Below are 11702 nucleotides of genomic sequence, written 5' to 3'. Positions count from 1 at the left end.
GGGGGTGAAACGGCTGCGACTAGAGCATGCAGCTGACGCAACCATCGACTTCGGTTCCCTCGAGTGCCAGCTGGCGCAGGCGGATGTAGTAGAGCGTCTTGATGCCCTTCTTCCATGCGTAGATCTGCGCCTTGTTGATGTCGCGCGTGGTGGCCGTGTCCTTGAAGAACAAGGTCAGGGACAGGCCCTGGTCCACGTGCTGGGTGGCAACCGCGTAGGTGTCGATGATCTTCTCGTAGCCGATTTCGTACGCGTCCTGGTAGTACTCCAGGTTGTCGTTGTCCAGGTACGGGGCCGGGTAGTAGACGCGGCCGATCTTGCCTTCCTTGCGGATCTCGATCTTCGCCGCCACCGGGTGGATGGAGGAGGTCGAGTTGTTGATGTAGGAGATCGAACCGGTCGGCGGGACGGCCTGCAGGTTCTGGTTGTAGATGCCGTGCTCCATGATGGAGGCCTTCAGCGCACGCCAGTCGTCCTGCGTCGGGATGTCGATGCCGGCAAATAGCTCGCGCACACGCTCGGTGGCCGGGACCCATTCCTGGTCGGTGTACTTGTCGAAGAACTCGCCCGAGGCGTACTTCGAATCCGCGAAGCCGTCGAAGGCCTCCCCGGTTTCGATCGCGAGCTTGTTCGAGGCACGCAGCGCGTGGAACACCACGGTGTAGAAGTAGATGTTGGTGAAGTCCAACCCCTCTTCCGAACCGTAGTGGACGCGTTCGCGGGCCAGGTAGCCGTGCAGGTTCATCTGTCCCAGGCCGATGGCGTGGGTCTTGGCGTTGCCCTGGGCGATCGAGGGAACCGAGTTGATGTAGGACATGTCCGAGACTGCGGACAGCGCGCGGATCGCGGTCTCGATCGAGGCCCCGAGGTCCTTGCCGTCCATCGCCTTGGCGATGTTCATCGAGCCGAGGTTGCAGGAAATGTCCTTGCCCACGGTCTTGTAGCCCAGGTCCTCGTTGTACTCCGAGGGAGTCGAGACCTGCAGGATCTCCGAGCACAGGTTGCTCATCGAGATCTTGCCCTTGATCGGGTTGGCGCGGTTTACGGTGTCCTCGAACATGATGTACGGGTAACCGGACTCGAACTGGATCTCCGCCAGGGTCTGGAAGAACTCGCGGGCGTTGATCTTGGTCTTCTTGATGCGCGCGTCATCGACCATCTCGTAGTACTTCTCGGTGACGAAGATGTCGCTGAACGGGACGCCGTAGACGCGCTCGACGTCATACGGCGAGAAGAGGTACATGTCCTCGTTCTTGCGGGCCAAATCGAAGGTGATGTCCGGAACCACGACACCCAGGGACAGGGTCTTGATGCGGATCTTCTCATCCGCGTTCTCGCGCTTGGTGTCCAGGAAGCGCAGGATGTCCGGGTGGTGCGCGTTGAGGTACACGGCACCTGCACCCTGGCGTGCGCCCAGCTGGTTGGCGTAGGAGAAGCTGTCTTCGAGGAGCTTCATCACGGGGATGACACCGGAGGACTGGTTCTCGATCTGCTTGATCGGGGCGCCGTGCTCGCGGACGTTGGTCAGCGAGAGGGCAACGCCGCCGCCGCGCTTGGACAGCTGCAGCGAGGAGTTGATGCCGCGGGAGATCGACTCCATGTTGTCTTCGATGCGCAGCAGGAAGCAGGAGACGAGTTCACCGCGCTGGGCCTTGCCGGCGTTCAGGAACGTCGGGGTGGCGGGCTGGAATCGTCCCTCGATGATCTCGTTGACCAGGGCGACTGCCATTTCCTCGTTGCCGCGGGCGAGGTGCAGTGCAACCATGCAGACGCGGTCTTCGTAGCGCTCAAGGTAACGCTTGCCGTCAAAGGTCTTCAGCGTGTACGAGGTGTAGAACTTGAAGGCACCCAGGAAGGTCTCAAAGCGGAACTTCTTGGCGTAGGCACCGCGGTAGAGGTCGCGGATGAAGTTCATCGTGTACTGATCGAGCGTCTCGCGCTCGTAGTACTCGTGCTTGACCAGGTATTCGAGTTTCTCATCCAGGTCGTGGAAGAACACGGTGTTGTTGTTCACGTGCTCCAGGAAGTACTGGCGTGCCGCGGCACGATCGGCCTCGAACTGGATCCGCCCATCTGCCCCGTATAGGTTCAGCATGGCGTTCAGCTCGTGATAACCCAGGCCCTGAAAAGCGGCCGGCAATTCCTTAGAATCCTGCTTCATTTCAGGTACTGCGACTTTCGTGTCCAAAAGACTTCCAATCCTTCGCGAACCCGGGTCACATCTTCTGGAGTGCCCATGAGCTCAAATTTATATAGAAGCGGAACGCTGCATTTGGCTGCGATCTTGATTGCGGCCAAGCAATATGTGGTTCCAAAGTTTGTGTTTCCGGCCCCAATTACGCCTCGTAATAGGTTTCGGTTGCGCGCATCGTTGAGGAACTTGACGACTTGCGGTGGTATTGATCTTTCGCCCTTTTCACCGCCATAGGTGGGAAGCAGTAGCACATACGGCTCAGCCGCCACCAAGTGCGGTTCGTGGTTCAGCAACGGAATGCGAGCGCATTCCAGACCCAGTTTCTCCACGAATCGGTGGGTATAGCCCGAAGCGGAGGAGAAATAGATCAATTTGCTGGTGGTAGGTACCTCTGCCGGAAAGGCGTGATCATGCATTGGCGGTGTTGCCAACGATGAAGCAGGCATCTTGATCGCCTCGAAATCACTGGAATCGGTAACGCTGGAGGTGGCTGGTTAGGCCACGGAGGAGCTCAAATCCTGGGCCAGCTCATCAATTTTGTCCGGTCGGAAGCCCGACCAGTGGTCGGCATCGGTGATGACGACAGGTGCCTGCATGTAGCCCAGAGCGCGTACGCGCTCCAGAGCAGCGGGATCCTGCGAAATGTCAACGCTCTGGTAGACGATGCCCTTCTTATCAAGAGCTCGGTAGGTTGCGTTGCACTGTACGCATGCTGGCTTCGTGTAAACCGTGACGGTCATATCCGTAAATCCCCTCGTGCAAAATCTGTGTATGTGAAGTGGCTGGGTCCCTATGCGCATTCCCCGCGGGAAGAGACATACGAACGTTTTGCTCCGACGGCGGTTGAGCCCTCAAGAGGCGGGGATTCGTACATTTCTCCGTATTCCGGAGGTTCGCGCACTAGGCCTCACCAGCTAATTCAATACTACATCTAGTGGGGCTCGGGGCGTTAGACCCCAACATGATGTATTACACCCCTGTCATTCGACCCCACGCCTGTCCACAAGCCTTGTGGATAAAGAGCAGCCTTTAAACCGCATGAATCCAGCGAACTAGAAAATCTATCCACACCCTGTGGAACAATCGACCACAGATTAAAGAACTGGCGTGTCGTTCAGCACGGCGTGTCGAGCACATGGCGCCAAACCACTAGATATGGTCCGACAGCACGAACGCTACCACTACTGGTGGTAGCCAGGGCCGCCAAACGCCGCACTTTCCCCCACAAAAATTGCATCTTGTCGAGGGCCGCACTCTTGAAAAAGATTTGCCCCTGAGGCGGCTGGAAATTGGATGAACGACCGACGCACGATCCCTTCGCGCACCAGCACGAAGGCGAGGGAATTGAAGCGGATAAAAGGCAAGCTTGTCCAGTTTCCAACGTAGGTCGGTGCATGACTGGAGACTTGGTTCCGAGTGTCGGCAAAAGATGAATAGCCCGCCGCAGTCGCGGTCCCAACGAACCGGGAATCCGCCACCACCAACCCCGTTTAGGTCAAGAATCCCGAGTGTTGCCACGGCGGTCGGAGCATTTGCGGCGAATTGCTCCCGATTGCGGCGAAACCCGAGGGGTTCGGACTGCTCCGTGCAGGCTAGCCGGCGACAGGCAGCGCCCGAGCGCCGAAGATTCCCTGTCCCACACGCACCACTGTCGCACCCTCTGCAATGGCCAGCTCAAAGTCGCCACTCATGCCCATGGACAGTTCCTCGATGGACATTTCGGCGGGCACGCTCTCGCGCAGTGAGTCCCGGAGTTCCCGCAGTCGCACGAAACATGCGCGAACCGCTTCGCTGTCGTCACTGAACAATGCGAGCGTCATCAGGCCCTTGACGTGGAGCCGGTCAAACTGGGGCAGCTGATTCACGAATTCCCGAACGTCGTCCGGCGCAAGGCCGGACTTGCTTTCCTCGTCGGACGTATTGACTTGGACAAAGACATCGAGTTGGCGGTCCTCGACTTCGAGCCGGCGTTGCAGGGCTTCCGCCTGGCGAAGGTTGTCAAGCGCCTGGAATTCGTCTGCATACTTCGCCACGAATTTTGCCTTGTTGGTTTGCAGGCTTCCAATGACGGAGAACTTTAGTCCCGGTATGTCGGCCAGGAGTTCCGCCTTTCGAGCCACCTCCTGGACCTTGTTTTCCCCCAGGAAATCCATGCCCGCCGCGATAGCCAGGCGAAGGCGGTCCTCCGGCACGGTCTTGCTAACCGGCAACAACCGGATCGAGGCGGGGTCCCGCCCGGCCTTCCGCGCCGCGGCATCGATCCGGGACCTGACAGAGGCGAGATTTTGCTTGAAATCGTCGATTGAGTTGGCCTGGGCGGCGGCAGGGTTGGAGGAGTTCAGCGACTGTGTCATGGAGGGGAAAGTCTTTCACGATGAGGAGCTTCGAAAGCATGGCGCATCGTTTAGGATGGCCAGTGCACCAACGCCAACATAGCATGTCCCGCCCGGGCCTTGGCTTACCCGCTCGCTGTCCCTCCCCCATCTGGCGCGCTCCCCATTTTGGCCACCACCGCGGGGCCGGGATCCAACTGGCGCGCAAGGTGGCGCGCGTCGCGACCGGCCCCACCCATGATGCCGGAAGTAAGTCCGTATCGGAACGGAATGCCGAGAAACCCAGTCCGGAAATCCCGGTCCTGACGCCCTTGCGGTGGAATGGATAGCCGTTCTCATCTGCCCCAAGTCCCTCGATTCATGAATAATCCGGGCGGTATCCCATGGCCCAGATGATCGTGGACGCCCCCACTGGAATGCCTTACGGCGGCGCTCGGTACATCCAAGACGCCTCGGGGCATTGCCGTCGTGCTCTCCAGCTGGCTTAGCGATGGCAACGCGCGTATGGCATCCATGCGCAGGGGCCTGGCCAACGCCACCGCCAACGTGGGTCACCGACAGGAGCCGGACTCATGACTGGTCGACTGGTTCAGTTGCAGTCCAAAGGAAAGCGCCACCCCTCCATCGCTGGAGAGGTGGCGCTTGGCAAATGGTTGAATGCGGCGTATTAGATTTTTTTTACGACGGAAGACTTGAGCTGCATGGGCCCGAACCCATCGACCTTGCAGTCGATGTCGTGGCCGTCGACGCCGTTGACCAGACGGATGTTGCGCACCTTGGTGCCGACCTTGATGGACTGGGCCTGCCCCTTGACCTTCAGGTCCTTGACGATGGTGACGGTATCGCCGTCGGAAAGCACCTTGCCGACGGAATCCTTGATAACAGCTTCCTTCGGCTCATCCACTGCGTCAGCTTCGGCCGACCATTCGTGGGCGCACTCGGGGCAAACCAGCAGCGCGCCCATTTCGTATGTATAGGGGCTTGAACACTGCGGGCACGATGGCAATACGTCAGTCATGCCCATCATTCTAGTACGACCCCGGAACTCGTCGCTCTGGCCGCAAACCCCACGCGGAAGTACGTCCCGGCCTATAGACCGATGAGCCGCCCCACACCAACTGCTGCGCATGCCCACAGAACGCTGACGAAGGTTCCCAGAATGAACTGCTCCGCGGCCGCGTGTTGCTTAAGCTCGGAAAACCGTCCCAGTCCCTTCACTGCCAGAACCACCGCCAGGCCCTCGGGCCAGGAGGCCCACAGAGTTGAGGCTATTGCCGCGCGTTCCAGCAACCCGATCCACATGCCTCCGCGCAGCGGACTCGGCTCCACCTCATCGTAAGCGTCGTCCCCGGCGGCCCTTTTAAAAGCCGCAAGCCGGAAGACCGTTTCGGTGACCGGCCCTCCGCCCAGGGTTGCAGCCGCAACACTGGCCACGACCACAAGTTCATGGGGAATGGAGGATGCCACGGGAAGGTGGCCGCCGATCGCAGCGGCAAGACCTGCCAGGCCAAGCACGGCCACGAGCAGGTAGCTGGTGGTCGACTGCTTCAGCGGCCAGCGAAAGCCGGAATCCGCAAAGTATCTAGGGGTGCCCAACGGAACAACAACGACCAGGAATGCCAAGGCAATCCAGCTCATGAACCCTGCCCGCCTTCCATCGTCATCGAATAGTCTGTCAGCGCCCGACCCGCCAAGTTGGTGAGCCTGGCGGTCTCATACCAGAGCCCCGAAGCCAGACGGGCCGAAACGGCCTGCTGCGAGATTTCTAGGCGCGCAGCGACCTGCTGCTGGGTCAGGCCCTGTGACACCAGTGTGCCGGCCTCGGCCGACGTTTTGGTTCGTCGCGCGTTAACCAGTGCGAGGAGCTGCAGTTCGGCTTCGATCCGCTCCGCTTCCGGCCCTGGGCCGGACAGTGCCAGGGCGCCACTGGAATTCTTTGCCCGCTCAACCGCATCCCGCGCATATTCAAAGGCCGGGCCCCGCCCCGCCCGGGTTTCCCGGGGCATCGGGGTCTGCACCGACCCCACACCGATTCCCACGCTCCACTCCCCCGTGTGTGCAACGTCCAAGGCCAAGGCAACGGCCATGACACCGTCGTCGAGCACTCCTTGCAGCTCATCGCCCGCGGTTCTCTCGAATCCCCGCACCGCGTTGTACTCACCGTCCAGTCGGCGCAGCAGGGATTCGACCTTGTCCGGCCCCGAGCGGGACCTACGCTGGTCTATGGTGATGACAATCATGACACAAACTTACAGGCTTGTAGCATCATTCACAATGCCTAAGGCTTGTTGATCGTTTCACAAAGGTCGGCCCATGCCAGTGCCCCGGCACCATCTGGCAGGAAACGAAGGGCTTCTCCGAACATGCCCGGCCACGAGCGGAGCACCTTCGCGCTTCCGTGGCCGGAACCGGGGCACGACTGGGCCTCGGGGAAGCGAAAAGGCCCCCGGCCGAAGCCGGAGACCTTTTCATTCATACATTTTGGTGGAGGTAAGGGGATTCGAACCCCTGACCTTCTGCATGCCATGCAGACGCGCTACCAACTGCGCCATACCCCCAAATGAGAGCCGCCCTTGCGGGCAACTCAACCATCATAGGCCACACAAAACGTGTGGCGCAAATCGAGGGGTCTAGAGCGAATCCGGGAGCGTTTCGATGTGCGACATGTCGGTGGCCGGCTCGCCCGTGGTCGGCAGTTCGATAACCGGGCAGTCGCCCCAGAGGCGCTCCAAGGCGTAGAAAACGCGGTCTTCGTTGTGCTGGACGTGGATGACTACATCCGAGTAGTCCAGCAAGACCCAGCGGCCCTGGCCGCGGCCTTCGCGGCGAACCGGACGGATCTCGAACTTCTCGGCGAGCTTGTCTTCGATCTCGTCGACGATCGAATTGACCTGGCGCTCGGAGGCAGCCGAGGCAATCAGGAACGCATCGGTGACGCCGAGGCGTTCGGAAACGTCCAATGCGACGAGGTTTTCAGCCTGCTTCTCGGCTGCGGCAAGGGCAGCTGTCTGCACCAGGTCGATGGAATGTTCGTGGGCGCTCATGGGGGTTCTCCTTGAGAATTGGGTGCGACGCGGTGGGCGCTAGTTTGAGTTCAGGAACATGATGAGACCGGCAACGAGTGCCGCGCCTCCAACGGACAAAGCCGCGATGACCATCAAGTACATGTTGTTGGCACGGCGCATTCCGGCGGTCTGCACATCCAGTGGCTCAAGCCCCTGCGCGCGCACGGCACGCACGGGTGGGCGAGCCAGAGAAGGCCCAACATTTTCGGCGGGGGCATCCTTGGTATCGGGTGCTTCCACTGCCTTGCCGGCGCCCGGGGCCACGGAAGGCCTGGGGCCGGCGGGTGCGGCGGCCGCGGCTTTCGCCGCCGCCGTCCGTGCCGGTGCTGCTGCGGCAGCTTGTGAAGCGGCGGGCGACGTGGAGTCGCGAGCCGGTGCCTGGGCCGGAGTAGCAGCCTTTGGCTTGTGCGCAGGTGTGACCGCCGGGGCTTTCGCTGCCGGGGTCGTCGGCTTCTGCGCGTGGGGCGCTGAAGCCGGAGTCTTGGTGGCCGGGGCCGCGGGGGCCTGGCGGCCCTCGACGATGGTGCCCTGGTCGGTCATGGCAATGTTGTAGCCGCGCGTCAGCGGACCCGAGACGCCGGTGTTGACCAGCTTCTTTTCGATGTCCTCTTCGCGGAGGTGGTTCATCGCCCCGGTGAAGGGGTCCGAGCGGCGGGCGCCGGCACGCTGGGTGTTTTCTTCCTGCATGCGCTGGCGTTCGGCTGCGCGGCGGGAAATGATGGCGGCGCGGGCGGCGAGTTCGCGCTGCTGTGCCAGGACCTCCAGGTCCACTTCGCCCAGGTCCTCTTCGGGCTGGATCAGCAACGGCTCGCTTGGGGCCGCCCCACCGGAGCGCCGACGAAGCGCAAGCGCGTCCTCCACGCTCATCTGCGGCGCCGTTCCGGGAGAAGGAACCGGGGGGCCAACGGGTGGTTTTGCAGCGGCGGGCTTCGCGGGTGTCTTGACTGGAGGCTTCGTGGCGGCTGCAGGCCCGGACGCCGCGGGCTTGGCGGGCGTTTGCTTGGCATCCGCTGGCTTGGCGTCCGCGGGCTTGGACGCAGCATCGGCCTGGGGCCCTGCTTCAGGAGCCTGGGTCGCCGTGCCCGGTTTGGCGACGGAACCCGTTTCCTTGGCGGTGCCGAGCGCCTGGAGGCGCATCTGCTTGCGGGTCAACGGCGCGGGATCGTCGCCCGGCGACGGATCCTTGGGGGAAAGCTCGGAGACTTCCTGCTCCAGCCGGCGGCGGGTGCGCAGGGCTTCGCGGTCGCGGGCGCGCTGCAGGGATGTTCGTTCGGTGCGCTGCGAAACGGCATCGACTTCCCCGGCGGCGGCGCGGCGGCTGCGAACGGGTTCTTCGGGCTCCGGCACCGGCTTAGGTGCGGCGGCGGCCGGTGTCGTACTTAACGGTTTCGCCGCGGACTTGGCGGCCGGTGCAGGGCTCTTCGCGGCCGGTGCGGGAGCCTTGGGTGCAGGCGTCTTCGCTGCAGGTGCCGGGGTCTTGGCCGCCGGGGCGGGAGCCTTGGCCGACGGCGCAGGGGATTTCGGCGCAGGCGCAGGAGTCGCCGCCGCCGGGGAGGCGGGAGCGGAAGGCTGGGCGGCCGCCGTCTTGCCGGCAGGGCTCGCGGGCGGCTGGCCCGACGCCTGCTCTTGGGCAAGCTTCGCTTCGGCCTCGGCACGTCGCTGCTCCCGCAGGGCTCGCCTGCTGAGCGCGGGCCCGGTCTCGTCGCTCATCTTGTCCATTCCCGGCCGTCTCTAGTCCTGGCCGTTGCTTACTGCGTTGTTCTTGTCGTTGTACAACTTGTACTTGGCGATGTACTGCACCACGCCATCGGGCACCAGGTACCACACCGGATGTCCGGTCCGCACCCGTTCCCGGCAATCCGTCGAGGAAATCGCCATGGCCGGCACTTCCATCAACGAGACGTCGTTGCGGTCCAGCACCGGCAATTCGTGGCCCGGCCTGGTGACCCCCACGAAGTGGGCCAGCTGCCAGAGCTCCTCGGCGTCCTTCCAGCCCAGGATCTGGGCCATGGCGTCCGCGCCGGTGATGAAGAACAACTCCGCGTCGGGACGCTGTGCGCGCAGGTCCCGCAACGTGTCGATCGTGTATGTGGGGCCGGGACGGTCGATGTCCACCCGGCTCACCGTGAAGCGGGGGTTCGCCGCAGTGGCGATCACCGTCATCAGGTAGCGATGCTCGGCCGGAGCCACGTCGCGGTCAAGTTTCTGCCAGGGCTCCCCGGTGGGAACGAATACGACCTCGTCGAGGTCGAAGACGGCTGCGACTTCACTGGCGGCCACGAGGTGGCCGTGGTGGATCGGATCGAACGTGCCGCCCATGACGCCCAGGCGAAATGGGCGGTCCGTTCGTTCGGCCTCGAGACGGCTAGTGATGGCCGTGCTTGTTTGCGTGCGTGCGGTGCGTGTCCTCGGGCTCGGCCTTGACGTCGTGGCGGTTTGCGACGTTGGAGTACGACATGGCGATCAACAGCAGCAGCATGAAGACCACGAAGATGCCGCCTCCGACAATCAGGGCCTGCGTTTCGGTGGACATGCCGCCACCGGTGCTTTCGGCAGCGGCAATGGCCACATTCAGGGACTGGGTAAACATGTTTCTCCAGGTTGTTGCGTGCCGGACGCGCACATGCGTGCACGGCACTGTCTTGTAACTTTTATGACTCGTTAGCCTCTATCGTACCCACCTTGGCACGCGGCTACGAACGAACATGCCCATCGCCTTGCACAATCCACTTGGTGGTGGTGAGCTCGCGCAGTCCCATGGGGCCGCGCGCATGCATCTTCTGCGTGGAAATGCCGACCTCGGCGCCCAGGCCCAGCTGACCGCCGTCGGTGAAGCGGGTGGAGGCGTTGACGATCACCGCGGCCGAATCAACCTCGGCAATGAAGCGCTCGGCGTGGGAAAGATCGTTGGTCAGGATCGCCTCGGTGTGCCCGGTGCTGTGCCTGCGGATGTGCTTGATGGCACCACCCAGGTCATCGACCACGGCAACGGCCAGGTCCAGGTCCATGTACTCGGTGTCCCAGTCGGACTCCTGCGCATCGATCGTGGGGGTCGAACCGGCAAGCGCCTTGGCGCGTGCATCGACGTGCAGGCGCACCCCGGCCTTGTGCAGGGCGGCGAGGACCTCGCCGGAGGCCTTGGCATTGGCATTGAGCAGCAATGTCTCGACGGTGTTGCACACCGAGGGGCGCTGGGTCTTGGCGTTGAGCAGGATCGGCACGGCCATGGAGGCATCGGCCGATTCGTCGAGGTAGATGTGCACGTTGCCCTCGCCGGTCTCGATGACCGGGACGCTGGCGGTGGTGACCACGCGCTGGATCAGCTCGCGGCCGCCGCGCGGGATCAACACGTCGATCTGGCCGCGGGCACCCATCATGGCGTCGGCGCCGTCGCGGCCCCAGGCATCCACCGAGGCCACGGCGTCGGCGGGCAGCCCGACCGATTCCAGGGCGTCGCGGATCAAGGCCAGCAGCGCCACGTTGGAGTGCGCCGCGGCGCTGCCACCGCGCAGCAGCACTGCGTTTCCGCTCTTCAGGGCGAGCCCGGCAATGTCGACGGTGACGTTGGGGCGCGCCTCGTAGATCGCGCCGATTACGCCCATCGGGACGTGGACCTGGCGCAGCCGCAGCCCGTTGGGCAGGGTCTGGCCGCGCAGCACGGTGCCCACGGGATCCGGCAGCCCGGCCAGTTCCTCGAGCGCGGCGATCAGTGCGTCCACGCGCTTGTCGTTGAGCTTGAGCCGGTCCAGCAGCGCGTCGGAGGTCCCGTTGGCCTTTCCCGCGGCGATGTCCTTGGCGTTGGCCTTGATCACGGATGCGCGGTGGGTATCCAGCGATGCGGCAATGGCCAGCAGCGCGCGGTCCTTCCAATTGCGGTCGGCGCGGGCCAGCACGCGCGATGCGGAACGGGCCCGGTCGGCCAGCTTGCCCACGGCAACCCGGGCATCCTGGATGCCGGCGGCGGTCCCGTCCACGGAGGAAAGATTCTGCGATGCGTCGATGTTCTGGCTCATGATCACCTATTCTACGGTGGATGCGACGAAGCCCGCCCCCATATTAAGCATGGTGGCGGGCAGAGGCGTCGCGCCGTTCGCGGGCGGCGGCTTTCGC

Annotated in this window: 12 protein-coding genes and 1 tRNA gene; all 13 read right to left on the bottom strand. The window is 63.1% G+C overall.

Annotation, left to right across the window (positions count from 1 at the left end; translation table 11 throughout):
- Positions 1-19: 19 nt before the first annotated feature.
- Positions 20-2161: a class 1b ribonucleoside-diphosphate reductase subunit alpha gene (gene nrdE, locus ABD687_RS01975; RefSeq protein ID WP_310287750.1), complete on the bottom strand. Its 2142-nt coding sequence runs from the start codon at positions 2159-2161 to the stop codon at positions 20-22.
- Positions 2158-2640 (bottom strand): class Ib ribonucleoside-diphosphate reductase assembly flavoprotein NrdI, encoded by a 483-nt coding sequence (gene nrdI, locus ABD687_RS01970; protein ID WP_310287751.1) that lies wholly within the window; start codon positions 2638-2640, stop codon positions 2158-2160. Before nrdI ends, nrdE begins: the two co-directional genes overlap by 4 nt.
- 48 nt (positions 2641-2688) lie before the next feature.
- The gene (nrdH, locus tag ABD687_RS01965) at positions 2689-2934 is read right to left on the bottom strand and encodes a glutaredoxin-like protein NrdH (protein WP_217387827.1); all 246 of its coding nucleotides are present in this window, start codon (positions 2932-2934) and stop codon (positions 2689-2691) included.
- Positions 2935-3786: 852 nt separating this feature from the next.
- Positions 3787-4548 carry a YggS family pyridoxal phosphate-dependent enzyme gene (locus ABD687_RS01960; protein ID WP_310287755.1) on the bottom strand — a complete coding sequence of 254 codons (762 nt, stop codon included), beginning with the start codon at positions 4546-4548 and terminating at the stop codon, positions 3787-3789.
- Between the two features lie 646 nt (positions 4549-5194).
- Positions 5195-5545 carry a zinc ribbon domain-containing protein YjdM gene (locus ABD687_RS01955; RefSeq protein ID WP_310287757.1) on the bottom strand — a complete coding sequence of 117 codons (351 nt, stop codon included), beginning with the start codon at positions 5543-5545 and terminating at the stop codon, positions 5195-5197.
- Positions 5546-5616: 71 nt separating this feature from the next.
- Positions 5617-6165 (bottom strand): hypothetical protein, encoded by a 549-nt coding sequence (locus ABD687_RS01950; RefSeq protein WP_310287759.1) that lies wholly within the window; start codon positions 6163-6165, stop codon positions 5617-5619.
- Positions 6162-6767: a hypothetical protein gene (locus ABD687_RS01945; RefSeq protein WP_310287761.1), complete on the bottom strand. Its 606-nt coding sequence runs from the start codon at positions 6765-6767 to the stop codon at positions 6162-6164. Before ABD687_RS01945 ends, ABD687_RS01950 begins: the two co-directional genes overlap by 4 nt.
- Before the next feature lie 242 nt (positions 6768-7009).
- Positions 7010-7085, bottom strand: a tRNA-Ala gene (locus ABD687_RS01940).
- Between the two features lie 72 nt (positions 7086-7157).
- A complete protein-coding gene (gene rsfS, locus ABD687_RS01935) occupies positions 7158-7571 on the bottom strand; it encodes a ribosome silencing factor (RefSeq protein ID WP_310287764.1) in 414 nt (137 codons plus the stop codon).
- A gap of 39 nt (positions 7572-7610) precedes the next feature.
- On the bottom strand, positions 7611-9311 hold the full coding sequence (locus ABD687_RS01930; protein ID WP_310287767.1) for a hypothetical protein: 1701 nt from the start codon (positions 9309-9311) through the stop codon (positions 7611-7613).
- Positions 9312-9323: 12 nt separating this feature from the next.
- Positions 9324-9965, bottom strand: coding sequence for a nicotinate-nucleotide adenylyltransferase (gene nadD / locus ABD687_RS01925; protein WP_264269203.1), 642 nt, complete (start codon positions 9963-9965; stop codon positions 9324-9326).
- Positions 9958-10182, bottom strand: a complete 225-nt coding sequence (locus tag ABD687_RS01920; protein ID WP_310287769.1) for a hypothetical protein — start codon at positions 10180-10182, stop codon at positions 9958-9960. Before ABD687_RS01920 ends, nadD begins: the two co-directional genes overlap by 8 nt.
- Before the next feature lie 103 nt (positions 10183-10285).
- Positions 10286-11605: a glutamate-5-semialdehyde dehydrogenase gene (locus ABD687_RS01915; RefSeq protein WP_310287774.1), complete on the bottom strand. Its 1320-nt coding sequence runs from the start codon at positions 11603-11605 to the stop codon at positions 10286-10288.
- Positions 11606-11702: the final 97 nt, after the last annotated feature.

The organism is Paeniglutamicibacter sulfureus, assembly GCF_039535115.1.
GTDB classification, from domain to species: domain Bacteria; phylum Actinomycetota; class Actinomycetes; order Actinomycetales; family Micrococcaceae; genus Paeniglutamicibacter; species Paeniglutamicibacter sulfureus.
The sequence above is the reverse complement of the archived record's forward strand: the minus strand, read 5'-3'. Positions and strand labels throughout refer to the sequence as shown.